The organism is Pandoraea commovens (assembly GCF_024704525.1).
Taxonomy (GTDB): Bacteria; Pseudomonadota; Gammaproteobacteria; order Burkholderiales; family Burkholderiaceae; genus Pandoraea; species Pandoraea commovens.
In genome coordinates this window covers 4,251,351-4,267,587 of record NZ_CP102780.1, presented here as the reverse complement: position 1 = coordinate 4,267,587, position 16,237 = coordinate 4,251,351, and the positions used below count along the sequence as shown (strand labels likewise).

Here is a 16,237-nt window from a genome sequence, read left to right as displayed (position 1 = left end):
GCGTCCACGGCGGCGCACCGTCAGCGCCGCGTCATTTTCCTGTCAGTTTCGCGCTCGCGAAGTGACAGCGTCCTGCATTCGTTCGATTGTTATCTTTAGCGGAACAGTCATGTCCACGAATGCGGGCTATTCCCTAGGGGTTATCACTGGCATTATCTGGCCTTGACTGATGTCCAGACAGCCAGAGGAAGCGTAGGGAAGCGCGATCCCGGCGGTGCCATGGGGCGGACATCCAATAGGGAAGCACTACGCCATGTCCAATATCGCAATCGTCTATTACTCGCAGGGCGGCGCAACCGCCATGATTGCCCATTCGGTCGCCCAGGGTGTGAATGACGCGGGCGCACACGCCCAACTGTTCAGCATCGAGCCGCATCAGCTTATCGGCAATCAATGGCACGACGAAGTCATGCTGTCGCGTCTGGCTGCGGCCGACGCCATCATCTTCGGTGCACCGGCATTTCAGGGCGGCGTTGCCGCCGCATTCAAGGCTTTCGCCGACGCGACCACAGGCATGTGGCGCGCGCGCAGCTGGCGCAACAAGGTCGCGGGCGGATTCTCGTTCAGCTGCCGCTCCGGCGAGGACAAGCGCAACACGCTCGATTACTTTGCCGCGCTGGCCGCACAGCACGGCATGGTGTGGGCCGACGCGCAAGCTGACGACGCCGACTTCGAGATGCGCGGCTCGGCAGGATCGATGGTCACGCGCTTCGCTGGCGATTTCCCGGCGGTCACGGCGCCGGGCGTAGAAGTCGACGCGGCCTACGCGCTCGATCCGGCCGATGTCATCGCTGGCAAGCAGTACGGTCGTAACGTGGCGTCGCTCGTCGCGCGTCTTGCGGGAGAAGTGCTGGAGTCACCGGCAGTCCTGGCTCGTCGTGCACTGGAAGCGGCAGAGCGTCGGCTGTAAAGTCGTGCGGAGGTGAAGCGTCGGTGAGTCCGGCGCGAAGCGAAGCGTTGCGCGGCAAAGGTCGTCGTAAAAGCAGCCGCAGAGAAGGTCGCGACAAATTCAGTCGCAAAGCAAACGGCACGTTGAGTGGATGCACTCACGTGCCGTTTGTCGTTTGTCGTTTGGCGCGATGTCGGCGAGATGCCGTGGGTCAGTTGCTCGGGGCGTCGCTCGCCGGTTCGGCGTGAATTTGCAGGACGGCGTCGCGCTTGGCCAGCAAGTGCTTGCGCAGAATCTCACCGAGCCGTTTGCCGTCGCGTTGCTCCAGTGCGTCGATCATCTGCTCATGCTCGTGGATGGCGCGATCCCACTTGTCCGAATGGAAGTTCGAGCGAAAGCGCAGCGCCATCAGCCGACGGTTGATGGCCACATAAGTCTGTCGCAATGCCCCGTTGCGCGCCGCTTCGTTGATGCGATCGTGAATCGCCTGATTCCGCGCGTAGTAGCCCGGCAGGTCTTGCTGCGCCCGGCACGCGAGCATGGCGTAATGCAACGCCTTGATCTCGGCGAGTTCGACGGCTGTCATACGCTCGGCCGCCAATTCCCCCGAGAATGCTTCGAGCGCGCTCATGAGCTCGAACATCTCGCGGATTTCCTTCTCCGTCATGCGCGCGACGCTCGCGCCGCGATTCGGTGCGATCTCGATAAGCCCTTCGGCCGCCAGCACCTTGAATGCTTCGCGCAACGGCGTGCGCGAGATGCCCAACGTCTCGCACAACTCGCGTTCGTTGAGCTTGACCCCGGGGGAGAGCACCCCCTCGATGATGAGGCGGCGCAGGTGCTCGACGACGGTGTCGTGCAATCGAAGGCGCTCGACTCGCGGGATTTCGGGGGCGGCAATCGTCGACGTGTTATCCATTTTTTGCATTCAAAATCATAAAATCGGCATCAGGCGTCATAGGCGCGATTGTAACGCACGGTATCAGGCACCCGTATCTAGGGTCTGTCCCCCCCTAAATCCGGACTCGTGAACGTGTTCTACCGACTGGCTGGCAAGGCGCCCGCAGCGCCGCTTGGTCGCTCCAAGCAAGCTGCGGGCAACGCCGCCAGACGGCCGGTAGGGGACGTTCCCTTCGGGTTGCCTACCCAAAGGGGCGATCGCCGCGTCATGACCCTCGCGAATATTCCCGATATTCGCTTCGGCTCATTCCTTGCGTTCGCCCCTTTGGCCAGGCAACACGAGTCCGGATTTAGGGGGGGACAGACCCTTCGGGTAAACGACTGTATTAAAAGCGCTTCTCACCCCTTGCGAAAGTCATCCGCTCTGCTAAAGTATTTTGAATGCAAAATTCAAAACAGAATTTTTCAAGAGGAGATAGACGTTCATGTTGAAGCTCGATTTCCATCCCTCGGGTCGCCATTTCCTGCAGATCCCTGGTCCGAGCCCGGTGCCCGATCGCATTCTGCGCGCCATGAGCTATCCGACGATCGACCATCGCGGCCCGGAATTCGGGGCGCTCGGTCGCAAGGTGCTCGCCGACATCAAGAAGATTTTCAAGACCGAGCAACCGGTCGTGATCTATCCGGCTTCGGGCACCGGCGCGTGGGAAGCCGCGCTGACGAACACGCTCTCGCCGGGCGATCACGTGCTGATGTTCGAGACCGGACACTTCTCCACGCTGTGGAAGAAGATGGCCGAAAATCTCGGCCTGAAGCCGGAGTTCATTGGCCTGCCGGGCACCGAAGGCTGGCGTCGTGGCGTGCAGCCGGACATGATCGAAGCGCGTCTGCGCGAAGACACCGGCCACGCCATCAAGGCCGTGTGTGTTGTGCATAACGAAACGTCCACCGGCGTGACCTCCGATATCGCGGCTGTGCGTCGCGCCATCGATGCGGCCAAACACCCGGCGCTGCTGCTCGTCGATACGATCTCGGGCCTCGGCTCGGCCGACTACCGCCATGACGAGTGGGGTGTCGACGTCACCGTCTCGGGCTCGCAAAAGGGTCTGATGCTGCCGCCGGGTATCAGCTTCAATGCCGTCTCGCCCAAGGCGCTGGAAGCCGGTAAGCAGGCCAAGCTGCCGCGCGCCTTCTGGGGCTGGCAGGAAATCATCGAAGCGAACAAGAACGGCTACTGGCCGTACACGCCGAACACGAACCTGCTGTACGGCCTGTCCGAAGCGCTCGATATGATTCTGGAAGAAGGGCTGGATAACGTGTTCGCGCGTCACCAGCGACTGGCCGAGGCGACGCGTCGCGCTGTGAACGCCTGGGGGCTGGAGATCCAGTGTCAGGACCCGGCGGTGTACAGCCCGGTGCTCACCGGTGTGGTCATGCCGCAAGGCGTGGACGCCGACGAAGTCCGCAAGCGCATTTACGAACGCTTCGACATGTCGCTCGGTCAGGCGCTCGGCAAGATTCGCGGCACGATGTTCCGTATCGGCCATCTGGGCGACTGCAACGATCTGACGCTGATGGCAACGCTCTCGGGCTGCGAAATGGGCCTTCAAATTTCCGGCGTCAAGCTGGCGGGTTCGGGTGTCGTCGCTGCGATGGACTATCTGGCGAAGGCAAAAGACACGCCGTCGCTCAAGGTCGCCGCGTAACCTGCCGTTGTAGGGTCTGTTTCCCCTAAATCCGGGCTCGCGTTGCCCGGCCAAAGGGGCGAGCGCAAGGAATGAGCCGAAGCGAATATCGGGAATATTCGCGAGGATCATGACGCAGCGATCGCCCCTTTGGGTGGGCAACCCGGAGGGAACGTGCCCTACCGGCCGTCTGGCCGCGTTGCCCGCAGCTTGCTTGGAATGACCAAGCGGCGCTGCGGGCGCCTTGCCAGCCAGCCGGTAGAACACGTTCGCGAGCCCGGATTTAGGGGAAACAGACCCTAAGTCCTAACCAGGAGACGAGGGGTGCCGGCGATTTGGATGGAGGATCACCGGCGCTTCTGAAGTAAAACGCTTTAATTGTCATTCAAGCGTCACAGAGCCTCACAACAGAAGCGCTCGTGACGCAGCAACACCTTTGCGCTGCCAGCATGCTGCGGGCGCGCTTCACAGGATGTTTCAGGAGACATGCAATGAAGCTTTTCAAGGCGACAAGGGTCGTGCTGGTGATGCTATGCGTCATGTATTTCATCACCTACCTCGATCGCGTCAACGTCAGCACGGCGGCAGCCGGCTTCGGCAAGGAATTCAATCTCAACAAGACGGAAATCGGTCTTGTCTTCTCGGCATTTGCCTATCCCTATCTGGTTTTCCAAATCATCGGCGGTTGGGTGAGCGATCGCTTCGGTGCGAAGCGCACGTTGCTGGTGTGCGGCGCATTGTGGGCGGTGGCGACGATCCTGACCGGTATGGCCGGTGGCCTCGTCACGCTGCTGCTTGCCCGCTTGCTGCTGGGTCTGGGCGAAGGGGCGACGTTCCCGGCAGCCACCTCGGCCATGTCGCGCTGGATTCCCAAGGAAAAGCGCGGTTTCGCGCAGGGGATCACGCACGCGGCCTCGCGTATCGGTAACGCCGTGGCGCCGGCCGTGGTGGTGTTCATCATGGCCACGCATGGCTGGCGCGAGTCGTTCTACCTGTGCGGGATCGTGAGCCTGATCTGGGTGGCGCTGTGGGCATTCACGTTCACCGAACGTCCGCAAGACCATCCGCGCATCACGACCGAAGAACTCGCCGTGCTGCCTGCGCTCAAGGCCAAGAGCGGCTCGGTGCCGTGGGGGCCGCTGTTCAAGCGCATGATGCCGGTCACCGTTGTGTACTTCTGCTATGGCTGGACGCTCTGGCTGTTCCTGTCGTGGATTCCGCAGTACTTCCTGCATAGCTACGACCTCGATCTGAAGAAGTCGGCGCTGTTCGCTTCGAGCGTGTTCTTTGCCGGTGTGATCGGCGATACGCTTGGTGGGATCGTCACCGACAAGCTGTACGAGCGCACCGGCAACCTGAAGCGCGCCCGTAGCTGGATGGTCTCCGTGTGCATGCTGCTCACGCTGATCTCGCTCGTGCCGATGATGTTCACGCACCATCTGTACGTATCGATGGCGTGTCTGGCGTCGGGCTTCTTCTTCGCCGAAATGACGATTGGCCCGATGTGGGCGATCCCGATGGACGTCGCACCGGAATACTCGGGCACGGCCAGCGGCATGATGAATACCGGTTCGGCACTCGCGGCGATCATCTCGCCGGTGCTCTCGGGCTATCTCATCGACCGCACGGGGAACTGGGAACTGCCGTTCGTGGGCAGCATGATTCTGATGGCCGTCGGCGTGGTGCTGGCCTTCCGCATGCAGCCCGAGAGCAAATTCTCGCTTGCAGGCGATGCCGCTAACGCAAGCAACGCCCGTCAGCCTGCCTGACGTGCACTTGATGTCTGCCTGATTTGTTGGATCGTGAGCGGCGTGGTGAGCGAGCGTCCGCACGATCCGCACGATCCGCAAGACAAGCGACATCTTCCGCAAAACACCTGCCGGACGGGCCTCGTGTCCGTTCGCCGCAGGCCCGTCCCCGATGCCTTTTGCATCTTCTTCGGTACGGCCAGCTCAACGCCAGCAACGTCATGAATTCCCAATCGAATGCCCGCGCGACGCCTCAAGGCACCCCTCCGACTTCTCCCGCGTCCCCGACGTCCATCAGCCAGCCCGTGCATCTGATGCCGATGCAGCGCGGCGGGGTGACGCTCACGCCATTACAGGACCGCCTGCGCCGCGAACTGCGCGGTGACGTGCTGTTCGATCGCGCCAGTCGTGGCCGCTATGCGACGGATGCGTCGATTTATCAGATATTCCCTATCGGTGTGGTGGTGCCGCGCGATCAGGAAGACCTGATTCGCGCGCTCGATATCGCACGCGACCAGAAGGTGCCGGTGCTCGCGCGCGGCGCGGGCACGAGCCAGTGCGGACAGACCATTGGCGAAGCGCTCGTCATCGACAACAGCAAGTGGTTGAACCGTGTGATCGACTTCGACACCGAGGCGCGCACTGTGACCGTCGAGCCGGGCATCGTGCTCGATCATCTGAACGCGTGGCTCAAGCCGCACGGGCTGTGGTTTCCGGTGGACGTTTCGACCGCCGCGCAATGCACCATCGGCGGCATGACGGGCAACAATTCGTGCGGTTCGCGCTCGATCGAATACGGCAACATGGTGCACAACGTGCTGGCGATCGACGCGGTGCTGGCCGATGGCGCGCAACTGCACTTCGGCTCGCTGCACACACCGCCCACGGACGCACGTACGAAGGCGATTCTCGCGAGCGTTCACGACATCGCGATGCGTGAACAAGCGGAGATGCGCGAGCGCGTGCCGCGCGTGTTGCGTCGTGTAGCGGGCTACAACCTTGACTTGTTCGATTGCCTGAACCCGCGCGCGTACACCGACGACGGCGTGGCCAACCTCTCGCATCTGCTGGTGGGTTCGGAGGGCACGCTGGCGTACAGCCGTCAGATCACGCTAAAGCTCGCGCCGCTGCCCGCCCACAAGACGCTTGGCGTGGTGAACTTCCCCACGTTCTATCAGGCGATGGACCTCACGCAGCACATCGTGAAGCTGGGGCCGGTGGCCGTGGAGCTGGTCGATCGCACGATGATCGATCTGGCGATGGACAACGCCGCGTTTCGTCCCGTCATCGAGAAGGCGCTCACGGGCGATCCGCAGGCGATCCTGCTGGTCGAGTTCGCGGGCGACGATCCCGCCGCACTGCGCGCGAAGCTCGACGATCTCGCCACGCTGATGGGCGATCTCGGCTTACCCGACAGCGTTGTGAAGATGCCGGACGCCGGGCCGCAAAAGGCGCTCTGGGAAGTGCGCAAGGCGGGCCTTAACATCATGATGAGCATGAAGGGCGACGGTAAGCCCGTGTCGTTCATCGAAGACTGCGCGGTGCCGCTGGAGCATCTGGCGGAGTATACGCGGCGGCTGACCGAAGTGTTCCATCGCAATGGGACGGAAGGCACGTGGTACGCCCACGCGAGTGTGGGCACGCTGCACGTGCGTCCGATTCTGGACATGCGCCGCGACGGCGCAGCGAAGATGCGCGACATTGCCGAGGAAGCGGCGGCGCTCGTGCGCGAATACAAGGGCGCTTATTCGGGCGAGCACGGCGACGGACTGTGTCGCGGCGAATGGGTGGCCTGGCAGTACGGGCCGCGCATCAATGCGGCGTTTGGCGAGATCAAGGATTTGTTCGATCCGGAGAATCGCTTTAACCCGGACAAGATGGTGCGCCCGCCGAAGATGGACACGCGCGAGCTGTTCCGTTTCGCACCGGGCTATGCGGCAAAGCCGGTCATCCCTGCGCTCGACTGGACGGCCTGGAACGTGAAGCGCGATGCGCTGACCGGCGAGCAGAGCGCGCCGGACACCGGGACGGACGCCACGCACGGCCTCGCATCGGCCGTCGAGATGTGCAACAACAACGGCCACTGTCGCAAGTTCGACGCGGGCACGATGTGCCCGAGCTATCGCGTGACGCGCGACGAGCAGCATGTCACGCGCGGACGGGCGAATACGTTGCGTCTGGCCGTCTCCGGGCAACTGGGCGACGAAGGGCTGGCGAGCGACGAGGTGAAGGCGGCGCTCGATCTGTGCGTGTCGTGCAAGGGCTGCAAGCGCGATTGTCCGACGGGCATCGATATGGCGCGCTTCAAGATCGAGGCGCGGCATGCGCGGGCGAAGCGCCACGGCGTGTCGTTGCGCGACAAGCTGATCGCGTACCTGCCGCGTTACGCGCCGTGGGCCAGCCGAGTGGGCGGGCTGCTGGATGCGGCGCAGCGGCTGCCCGGCAGCAACGTGGCGAAGCGTTGGCTCGGGCTCGCACTGGAGCGCTCGGTGCCTGCGCTCACCGGCTCGTTCCTGGCGCGTCAGGCGCCGCTGGGCCATCCTGTGGATGCGGAGAATTCGCGCCAGGTGCTGCTCTTCGTCGACACGTTCAACAACTATATGGAGCCGGAAAATGCCCGCGCGGCGAAGCAGGTGCTCGAAGCGGCCGGCTACACCGTCCATGTGAATCAGCGCGCTGGCGAGCGGCCGCTGTGCTGCGGCCGGACGTTCCTCGCGGCAGGTCTTGTGGACGAAGCGAAGGCGGAAGCGCGACGCCTGCTCGACGCGGTGATGCCGTTCGTCGAGCGTGGGGTGCCGATTGTGGGGTTGGAGCCGTCGTGCCTGCTCTCGCTACGCGACGAAGTGCTCGGGTATGGCTTCGGTGATGCGGCCCGCAAGTTGGCGGACAACGCGTTTTTGTTTGAGGAATTTCTGGTTCGCGAGAAGGCGGCAGGGCGCCTGGATGTGGCCTGGCAAGCGCTGCCGGAGGGCGTGGGCGAGGCGCTGGTGCACGGCCATTGCCATCAGAAGGCGTTCGACGCTTACTCTCCCGTTACAGCGGTCCTTGGTTGGGTGCCGGGGCTGAAGGTATCATCGATCGAATCGTCGTGCTGCGGCATGGCAGGCAGTTTCGGTTACGAAGCGGAGCATTACGACACGTCGCGCGCCATGTCGGAGTTGACGCTGTTACCCGCGATTCGTCAGCGCAGTGAAAACGCCATCGTGGTGGCCGACGGCACCAGTTGCCGCCATCAGATTCACGATGGGGCGCAAACGGATGCGTTGCACGTCGCACGCGTATTGGCGCGGGCGTTGCCGGGCGGGGTGGCGTAAGCGGCGACCGCCATTTTCTGCGAACGCCCATCAAAGGATTGAGGATTGTGATGCCAGATTCAGTCAATACGGTTTCGACGTCGGCGAGTGCTGCCAACACGGCCACTGGCAGCATCGCCGTGCCGCCCGTGGCGCGTGTGGGCGATACGCTCGCACAGGTGGCTACGCCGTCGCTGCTGCTCGATCTCGACGCGTTCGAGGCGAATGTCGAACGCATGGCGAGCGCCGCGGCAGCGCGCGGTGTTGCGGTGCGTCCGCATGCCAAGGCGCATAAGTCTGTCGCCATCGCGCATGCACAAATGGCGGCGGGCGCAGTAGGCATCTGCTGTCAGAAAGTCACGGAGGCTATCCCGTTCGTCAACGCGGGCATCGGCAACATCCATATCAGTAACGAGTTCGTCGGCGAGGCGCGTGTGGCGCTGGCTGTGGCGATGGCGGCGCACGTCACGCTGTCGGTGTGTGTCGACGATGTGCGGCAAGTCGCACCGCTCGGTAAGGCCGCGCAGCGCGCAGGCGTGCGCATCGCTGTGCTGCCCGAAGTGGATGTGGGGCAGGGGCGTTGCGGCGTGGATTCGACAGATGCCGTGGCGCAACTGGTCGATGCCATCGATCATTACGAGGGGCTGCGTTTCGGCGGATTGCAGGCGTATCACGGCAGCGCGCAGCATGTGGACGGCTGGGAAAAGCGGCGCGATACCGCGCGTCTTGCTGCCGACCGTGCATCGGCCTACGTGCGCTTTCTCGAAGCGCGCGGCATTGCTTGTCCGGTCGTGACGGGCGGTGGCACGGGCACGGCCGAGTTCGATATCGAGAGCGGCGTGTACACCGAAATTCAGCCGGGGTCGTATGTGTTCCTCGACGGTCATTACGGCTCGCTCGAATGGCGCGACGACTGGCGCTTTCGCCACGGCCTGTTTCTCGCATCGACGGTCATGAGCACGGCGCGCAGCGGGATCATCGTGTGCGATGCGGGGCTCAAGAGCGTAGCGATCGATTCGGGCTTGCCGCGCTTCTGGTCGTCGCAACAGGCGAGCAAGCCGCATTACCGGACTGCCTCGGACGAACATGGCGTGCTGGAGCTCGCCTCTGCGGACGAAGACAGCGCACCGTGGCTGGGCGAGCCGATTCTGCTGGTGCCGGGACACTGCGATCCGACGGTCAATCTCTACGACCGCTACGTGGCGGTGCGGCACGGACGGGTCGAAGGTCTCTGGCCCATCGAGGCGCGTGGACTAAGCCAGTAAGGCGGGGGAGTGGCGGCGCTGGCGTCATCTCGGTGACATCCGGCCCCGTCAAAATATTTTGATGCAGGGGCTTCCCAAGGTCGGAAAAGCACGCTATAGTCTCACTTCTTCGCCGTACGGGGGTATAGCTCAGCTGGGAGAGCGCTTGCATGGCATGCAAGAGGTCAGCGGTTCGATCCCGCTTACCTCCACCAAAACGGAAGACTTTAGGTCCCCTTCGTCTAGAGGCCTAGGACATCACCCTTTCACGGTGAGTACAGGGGTTCGAATCCCCTAGGGGACGCCAGATTTAGTGGCGTGATTCTCGGAAAGCTCCAGAAACACGACGCACGATCGGTTGTCGACAAACGCGCTTGGCTTCACGGCCAAGCGCGTTTTGTTTTTTGTGCTGCCGATTCGTACGCCCGGCTATTTTTCAGCGCACCGGCGTGCTTGCCATCTTGCCGACGACCGTCTTCCACGGCCGTACGCGCCACGATTTCACCAGACCATTCACCACGTACGGATCCGTTTTCGCGAAGGCTTCTGCCGCCGCAGGCGAGTCGCTTTCGAAGAGTAGGGCTGCCGTGTCGACGGGCGACTCCAGCGCGCCCGCAAGCAACAATTCGCCGCGCTCCGATGCGGCCCAGGCGAGAGCCAGATGGGCATCGCGGTACTGGCCGCGACGCTCGAGGTAATCGTCCACGAGTTCGTAAGTGAGCAGGTAATGCATGGTGTGATCTCCGTGATTTTTTGCGCGCCTGACGCCGTGACGAAGTTGTGCAGTCGCTTCGACACGCGTCGTACTCGTCATTATCGATAAAACGCCGACGGTGGTACGCCGAAGTGCCGTTTGAACATCGCCGCAAATGCGCTCTGGCTGGCATAGCCATGATCCAGCGCCACGTTCACGATTTTTTCGCCGCGTGCCAGCGCTTCCAGCGCTTGAAGCAGGCGCGCTTGCTGACGCCAGCGGCCGAACGTCAGGCCTGTCTCCGTGGAAAAACGCCGCTGAAACGTCTTCGGTGAGAGGCCCGCTTCGCTGGCCCAATGGTCGATGATGGCGTCGTCGCAAGGGCTTTGCATCAGACGATCGCAAACGCGTGCCAGACGTGCGTCTCGTGGCCACGGCAGATAGAGCGGCAGGACGGGCAGGGCGATCAGTTCGTCTAGCAGAAGACGCATGAGGCGCGCGTCGCGAGAGTCAGGCGCGTAGTCCGGTGGCACATGGATGGCGGCGAGAATCAGTTCGCGCATCAGTGGCGTGATCTCCACGACACAACTGGTGTCGGGCAACGGCTCGCTGCCCGGTTCGACGAACACTGTGCGCATCTTGACATTGCCGCTCATGCGCACCGTATGTTCCAGCCCCGCCGCGAGCCAGACGCCACGTGTCGGTGGCACTACCCAGCGACCCGACGACGACGCGATGATCATCACGCCCTCAATCGAAAAGAGCAGTTGCGCGCGCCGATGCGAATGCGAGGCGATGAACTCGTTGTGCGCGTAATCGACCGCCATCGCCGCCATCGGCATGGGGGTGCTTTCGAATCGCAGGTGATCGGTCAGACGCGGATCGATGACGCGACGCACAGCCTTTTCGGTAGCCACGAGTGTCCTTTTTGAGACAGGTTTTGGAATTTTAGCGTGAGACGGTCCTGTGTGACATCCCTGACGATGGCGCTTCCTTTGTCAAACCTGTGGGAAATCGTCATGGGGTACTTTCTGTATCCGCTCGGCGCCATGTTGTTGTGGGCCGGCAATGTCATCGTTTCGAAGCTCTCGGCCACGACCATCGCGCCGTCGGCCATCACGTTCTATCGTCTGGTGCTGGCGCTAGCCGTCATGACGCCCTTCGTCATCCGTCCGCTACTGCGCAACTGGCACCATGTGCGTCCGCAGCTCGCCAAGCTCGGCTTCCTCGGCTTCCTGAGCATGTCGTTCTATCAGAGCCTGTCGTATCTCGCGGCGCACAGCACCACGGCGACCAATATGGCGATCGTGACGGCATTGGCCCCGCTACTGACCCTGCTGTGGAGCGTGGTGCTGCTGCGCGAGCCGCCGACCCTCGGCATGCTCGTGGGCGGTCTGCTGTCGCTCGCAGGGCTGGTGTACCTGATCGGGCAGGGGCATCCGTCGCAGTTGCTTGACGGCGGCATGCATCTGGGGGACATCCTGATGCTGATCGCCTCGGCATCTTACGGGTTGTACAGCGTGTTGCTGCGACGCTGGCACGTGGCGGTGCCGCCCGCGCAGTCGACCTACGTGCAGGCGTGGGCGGCGCTGATCACGATGATTCCGATGCTCGCGATGGTGCCTGCCGGTCAGGCGCAGCTGAATGCGGCGACGGTGCCGCTGGTGCTGTACGCCGGATTGGGGGCGTCGATCGTGTTGCCGATTCTGTGGATTCAGGGCATCCGGCATCTCGGGCCGAACCGTTGCAGCATGTTCATCAATGTGCTGCCGGTGATGACGGCCGCAATTGCTGTCGTGCTGCTGGGTGAGCAGTTGCACACGTTCCACGTGATCGGCGGCGGGGTGGCGCTCGTCGGCGTGTTCATCGCGCAGCGCTGGCAGCGCCCGCTGCCCGGCTTCGGCGGTGTGGAAGATTCGGACGAAGTGCCTGCGTGATTTTTTAGAGGGCTTCCGTCCAGCGTAAGGTCCAGTCAGGTTGCCATTGACTGGACCTTCGACATTCAGTCGCTGGGAACGAGCGGAACCACGAAGTCTTTCGCCACCGCGAGGTTTGCCGTCGCGAGATTCTTATACTCATCCGGGATCGGCAAAGAACAAGCCCCTTGTTGCACGCTTTCCCAGAATGCTCTGGCGGCGGAATAGGCCTTGCCCCAAACGGTCGGCCTCGCACCAATGGCCCCAATTTTGGGGGTGATCGGCAAAAGATCGGGATCGACGCCTGCGCCCAACGGCGCGTAATTCATAGGGAGAATGTCATACGCGGGGGCCACTCGATCAATCCGGCCATGCTCATTAAAGAGAAGCGAGATGTTCTCGAAATGTCGGTCTCCGTTACCGATAAGCTCGCTAAATGCGGCCATCACGTGAATCTTCGTGGTTTCGGTTGCCGGAAGGATTCGTGCTTGCTCGCATCGCGTCGCGAATGCGGACCAATTGTCTCGCTTCCCAAAGTACTCGTCGTCTATCGCCCCCGCAGAGAGCATTCCTACGCGACCAAAGCGTCCGATCCGGTCGAACCGCTGCACCTCAAGAAACGTATAGCTGTCGGTCGCGAGGAGGTGCGTCGAAGCTGACGGGATGTCCGCGTTAATCAGCGCCCGGAGGGCCAGATGCTCAAGCGATAGCAGTTCCGCCATGCGACTACCACGCTTTGCGAACTTTACGATCACATGGCCGACATCTTCGGTCAGAGAGAGAAACTTTGGTTGCTCGCCGCCCGCGCTGGAGCCGTAGGAGGCGTCCTTAAGCTGATTGGCCATCGCCTCGTACGACTCTAGCTTTTGTGCAGACGACACTGGCAGTAACTGGCGGAATTCCATCTCCCTTTGGAGGGAGGTGTCGCCGTAAATCAAGTTGCCCGGAAGATTCAGTCCTCTGGAGAAAAGATAGGCGACACGATGTTCGTCGCTCCAATCCCGAAGGCTCTCCGGAAGCTTCATTTCCACAGCAACCGTTCGGGCGACCTGGCGGCCCAAGAATCCCGATGGCGTAGCGAACGTCATATACGGGGGCAGGCCTTCGTATAGCGCATTCCGGGAATTACCGAGTTCGAGCGTCGCCCCGCCGGTCAGAAATTCGACGCGGATGAACGGTTCAATCGCGCCTTCGGCTGAAACCCGATAGACCGCTTGACGGGGAGACAACCCGCCGGGCAGCGGACGCAAAGTCCCGTACTTTGGGGTGCGATCCCCAGAAATTCGAAACGTTGTGAATAGTTCAGGCGCTTCCCGAATGACTCGTGAGAGGGTCGGCTGGCTGATCGATAAATCAGCCATGATCTCCTGTGCAGTAAGCGGTCCAAGCCTTAGCAGGCGGCGTATTTCCTCAATTCGAAGTGATTGATCGGCCATCTGAACCCTCGGTTTGAACGCGTCCATGAATATTTCATGAATAGTTCAAGAATAGCACATGTGCAAGTATGAGATGCCTTTCGACCGTGCCTTCATCTGAGGTTGCCCCTACCGTTGCTCGGTCCCAAGCGGGTGGGCGAGGGGCAGGGCGCTCACGTATTGCGTACCGCGACCCCGTAAGTACTCACTATGCGACGGTCTTGTTCTGCGGCGGAGAAGGCTTCCCACAGCAGGCCATTGCAGTCCGTGCTGCTGGCGTACTCGGGAGCATCGTCGTCTTCGAAGCCGACGTGGCGAAGCTCGCCCGCGCGCGACGGCGACTGATTGATCGAGAAGTTCAGCAGGTCGGTGCGCCACATGGCGTAGGCGCCCGGCACGACGGCTGCGGGCGGCTGTCCGAGACGCGCGGAATAGTCGGTGATGGATTCGTCGAGATCGCGCACGGCGAGCGCGATATGAAAGCGTTTCATGGGGTCTCCTGACGCCGGATTCGATGGGAACGCCGCCGCTGCACTGTGTGAGCGCCCGCTCGCATGTTGCAGCGCATACGCGGATCTTGCTGTGTAGGCGGTATGTCGGCGAAATCCATCTTAGGCGTCGTCAGGCACGCTAACCAGACGGGCAGTTATCCCGGTATCCGCAGTGATGGGATGGGAGGAGGCAGGGTTAGCGGGTGCTCACTGGGGACGTTGAAAGTCGTTCTCGACCCAGGCGCGCGCACTGTTGCGCGAGAGCTTGAACGACGGTGGCACTTTGACCGTCGCAATCGTTTCGCCGAAGCGGTCGATGGCGCTCAGCATGGCGTAGGGATCGTAGTCGTCGGGCACGATATCGAGCGTGACGTCGATTTCGCCGTCCGGTCCGTCCACACTGATGCGCTTGTGCAACTGCGCGCGCAGTTGCTGTTCGTGACGCCGCAACACCTCGGCCGCCGTTTTCACCAGCGTATGGAACGCCCCGACGTCCAGCGGCTTCGGATTCTTCTTGTCGCGCCCCATCGTCCACGGCCCCACGAGGGCGGGTTCCGACTCGCCGTCCTTGAACATCGCCACCGCCCAGCCGTCGTCCTCTTCGTTCTTGACGACCTTCGCCGTCCAACCGTCGTCGCGCCACAGGCGGGCTTCGTGGATGGCATCGGTGCTGCTGGTGTCGTCAGTCGGGATGTCTTCGGGTGTGGCGGAAGTTGCGGTCACTGTCTGAATTCGGGGTTTGGAAGTGAGATGGGTGTGAGCACGCGCTCACAAAGATGGCAATTTTACCGCGTCCGGCGATAGCACGGACACGTTCCCCGCCTTGCGTACTCCATAGGTTGGACCTAGGGCCTGTTCACACTAATTCCGGGCTCGTGAACGTGTTCTACCGGCTGGCTGGCAAGGCACCGACAGCGCCGCTTGGTGGTCCCAAGCAAGCTGGCAGTAACGCGGCCAGACGGCCGGTAGGGCACGTTCCCTTTGGGTTGCCCACCCAAAGGGGCGATCGCTGCGTCATGATCCTCTCGAATATTCCCGATATTCGCTTCGGCTCATTCCTTGCGCTCGCCCCTTTGGCCGGGCAACACGAGCCCGGAATTAGTGTGAACAGGCCCTAGAGGGCTCAGCCCTTCACCAGCCCGCCGTCAACGATGAGGTTCTGCCCCGTCACGGCGCGCGCCCACGGCGAGAGGAAGTACAGCACGGCGTCGGCGAACTCTTCCGGCGTCGTGACCTGGCGCAACGGCGTAAGGCTTGCGATCAGATCGAACACGGCTTCCGGCGTGGCGGCGCTGGCATCGGTTACACGCAGAAGACCGCCCGATACCATGTTGACGGTGATGCCGTCGGGGCCGAGATCGTTGGATGCCGTGCGCGTGAGCGCGAGAAGGGCGGCCTTGGCGGTCGTGTAATCGTGATACGGCACGACCGGGTTCTGAAACAAGTTAGTGCCCACGTTCACGATGCGCCCGAACCCGACTTCGCGCATGCCCGGCAGTGCGGCCTGCATCGTGTTGAGCGCGCCTTTGACGGCCCCTTCGAGCTGCTGCGAGAAGCGCGACCAGGAGATGTCGGCGAGTTTGGGACGCGCGTCACCGTCGAAACGGAAGTCGGCCAGCGCGTTGTTGACGACCGACACGATGGGTCCGCCGATGCGCTCGTGGGCTTCGGCGAAGAGGCGGGTGACAGCCTTCTCGTCCGTGACGTCGGCCTGCAACGCGATGGCGCGATCGCCGAGCGATTCGGCCAGTTCGCGAGCGGCCACGTCGCTGCGCAGATAGTTGATGACGACGCCCGCGCCTTCACGCGCCACAGCGCGCGTAATGGCCGCGCCCAGTCCGCGTGCCCCACCCGTCACGAGTACCCACTGTGAATCCAGCTTCATTCCGATCTCCCCCTAATCCCGCAAAAGGCGGTCATTATCGCGCGTTCCGCAGGATTGTTCTTCGGGGACGGAGGTGG

13 protein-coding genes and 2 tRNA genes are annotated in these 16,237 nt (G+C 62.4%); 8 read left to right on the top strand and 7 right to left on the bottom strand.

Annotated features, from left to right (window positions below; translation table 11 throughout):
* The first annotated feature begins 253 nt into the window (after positions 1-253).
* Positions 254-910 (top strand): flavodoxin family protein, encoded by a 657-nt coding sequence (locus NTU39_RS19215; RefSeq protein ID WP_150666029.1) that lies wholly within the window; start codon positions 254-256, stop codon positions 908-910.
* A 190-nt stretch (positions 911-1,100) separates the two neighbouring features.
* Here the strand turns inward: NTU39_RS19215 and NTU39_RS19210 are convergent, their stop codons facing one another.
* The gene (locus NTU39_RS19210) at positions 1,101-1,817 is read right to left on the bottom strand and encodes a GntR family transcriptional regulator (protein ID WP_039396830.1); all 717 of its coding nucleotides are present in this window, start codon (positions 1,815-1,817) and stop codon (positions 1,101-1,103) included.
* A 457-nt stretch (positions 1,818-2,274) separates the two neighbouring features.
* Here NTU39_RS19210 and NTU39_RS19205 point away from each other — a divergent pair, with 457 nt between their 5' ends.
* The 6 genes from NTU39_RS19205 to NTU39_RS19180 all read left to right on the top strand — a co-directional run bounded on the left by NTU39_RS19205 (position 2,275) and on the right by NTU39_RS19180 (position 10,066).
* Positions 2,275-3,495: a pyridoxal-phosphate-dependent aminotransferase family protein gene (locus tag NTU39_RS19205; protein WP_150666030.1), complete on the top strand. Its 1,221-nt coding sequence runs from the start codon at positions 2,275-2,277 to the stop codon at positions 3,493-3,495.
* A 470-nt stretch (positions 3,496-3,965) separates the two neighbouring features.
* Entirely contained in the window at positions 3,966-5,243 is a 1,278-nt protein-coding gene (locus NTU39_RS19200) for an MFS transporter (RefSeq protein ID WP_150666031.1), read from the top strand.
* A 200-nt stretch (positions 5,244-5,443) separates the two neighbouring features.
* The gene (locus NTU39_RS19195; RefSeq protein WP_257958311.1) at positions 5,444-8,536 is read left to right on the top strand and encodes an FAD-binding and (Fe-S)-binding domain-containing protein; all 3,093 of its coding nucleotides are present in this window, start codon (positions 5,444-5,446) and stop codon (positions 8,534-8,536) included.
* A 50-nt stretch (positions 8,537-8,586) separates the two neighbouring features.
* Positions 8,587-9,780: a DSD1 family PLP-dependent enzyme gene (locus tag NTU39_RS19190; RefSeq protein WP_257958310.1), complete on the top strand. Its 1,194-nt coding sequence runs from the start codon at positions 8,587-8,589 to the stop codon at positions 9,778-9,780.
* Between the two features lie 118 nt (positions 9,781-9,898).
* Positions 9,899-9,974: transfer RNA gene (locus NTU39_RS19185), tRNA-Ala, on the top strand.
* 16 nt (positions 9,975-9,990) lie between these two features.
* A tRNA-Glu gene (locus NTU39_RS19180) sits at positions 9,991-10,066 on the top strand.
* 129 nt (positions 10,067-10,195) lie between these two features.
* Here NTU39_RS19180 and NTU39_RS19175 read toward each other — a convergent pair.
* Positions 10,196-10,492, bottom strand: coding sequence for a YciI-like protein (locus NTU39_RS19175; protein WP_150666034.1), 297 nt, complete (start codon positions 10,490-10,492; stop codon positions 10,196-10,198).
* An 80-nt stretch (positions 10,493-10,572) separates the two neighbouring features.
* The gene (locus NTU39_RS19170; protein WP_373275415.1) at positions 10,573-11,400 is read right to left on the bottom strand and encodes an AraC family transcriptional regulator; all 828 of its coding nucleotides are present in this window, start codon (positions 11,398-11,400) and stop codon (positions 10,573-10,575) included.
* A gap of 72 nt (positions 11,401-11,472) precedes the next feature.
* On the opposite strand from NTU39_RS19170, the gene NTU39_RS19165 reads away from it, so the two are divergent.
* Positions 11,473-12,390 (top strand): DMT family transporter, encoded by a 918-nt coding sequence (locus NTU39_RS19165; protein ID WP_150666035.1) that lies wholly within the window; start codon positions 11,473-11,475, stop codon positions 12,388-12,390.
* Between the two features lie 65 nt (positions 12,391-12,455).
* Here NTU39_RS19165 and NTU39_RS19160 read toward each other — a convergent pair whose 3' ends face one another.
* The 4 genes from NTU39_RS19160 to NTU39_RS19145 all read right to left on the bottom strand — a co-directional run bounded on the left by NTU39_RS19160 (position 12,456) and on the right by NTU39_RS19145 (position 16,160).
* Positions 12,456-13,832 (bottom strand): HipA domain-containing protein, encoded by a 1,377-nt coding sequence (locus NTU39_RS19160; protein WP_257958309.1) that lies wholly within the window; start codon positions 13,830-13,832, stop codon positions 12,456-12,458.
* Positions 13,833-13,957: 125 nt separating this feature from the next.
* Positions 13,958-14,275, bottom strand: coding sequence for a VOC family protein (locus tag NTU39_RS19155; protein WP_150666037.1), 318 nt, complete (start codon positions 14,273-14,275; stop codon positions 13,958-13,960).
* Positions 14,276-14,482: 207 nt separating this feature from the next.
* Positions 14,483-14,968, bottom strand: a complete 486-nt coding sequence (locus NTU39_RS19150) for a hypothetical protein (protein ID WP_150666131.1) — start codon at positions 14,966-14,968, stop codon at positions 14,483-14,485.
* A 430-nt stretch (positions 14,969-15,398) separates the two neighbouring features.
* Entirely contained in the window at positions 15,399-16,160 is a 762-nt protein-coding gene (locus tag NTU39_RS19145) for a 3-oxoacyl-ACP reductase (RefSeq protein ID WP_257958308.1), read from the bottom strand.
* Between the last annotated feature and the right edge of the window lie 77 nt (positions 16,161-16,237).

Excerpts from the sequence above, each read along its gene's own strand:
- NTU39_RS19160 (WP_257958309.1), bottom strand. The coding sequence starts at position 13,832 with ATGGACGCGTTCAAACCGAGGGTTCAGATGGCCGATCAATCACTTCGA.
- NTU39_RS19145 (WP_257958308.1), bottom strand. The coding sequence starts at position 16,160 with ATGAAGCTGGATTCACAGTGGGTACTCGTGACGGGTGGGGCACGCGGA.
- NTU39_RS19165 (WP_150666035.1), top strand. The coding sequence starts at position 11,473 with ATGGGGTACTTTCTGTATCCGCTCGGCGCCATGTTGTTGTGGGCCGGC.
- NTU39_RS19200 (WP_150666031.1), top strand. The coding sequence starts at position 3,966 with ATGAAGCTTTTCAAGGCGACAAGGGTCGTGCTGGTGATGCTATGCGTC.
- NTU39_RS19210 (WP_039396830.1), bottom strand. The coding sequence starts at position 1,817 with ATGCAAAAAATGGATAACACGTCGACGATTGCCGCCCCCGAAATCCCG.
- NTU39_RS19195 (WP_257958311.1), top strand. The coding sequence starts at position 5,444 with ATGAATTCCCAATCGAATGCCCGCGCGACGCCTCAAGGCACCCCTCCG.
- NTU39_RS19190 (WP_257958310.1), top strand. The coding sequence starts at position 8,587 with ATGCCAGATTCAGTCAATACGGTTTCGACGTCGGCGAGTGCTGCCAAC.
- NTU39_RS19205 (WP_150666030.1), top strand. The coding sequence starts at position 2,275 with ATGTTGAAGCTCGATTTCCATCCCTCGGGTCGCCATTTCCTGCAGATC.
- NTU39_RS19175 (WP_150666034.1), bottom strand. The coding sequence starts at position 10,492 with ATGCATTACCTGCTCACTTACGAACTCGTGGACGATTACCTCGAGCGT.
- NTU39_RS19155 (WP_150666037.1), bottom strand. The coding sequence starts at position 14,275 with ATGAAACGCTTTCATATCGCGCTCGCCGTGCGCGATCTCGACGAATCC.
- NTU39_RS19215 (WP_150666029.1), top strand. The coding sequence starts at position 254 with ATGTCCAATATCGCAATCGTCTATTACTCGCAGGGCGGCGCAACCGCC.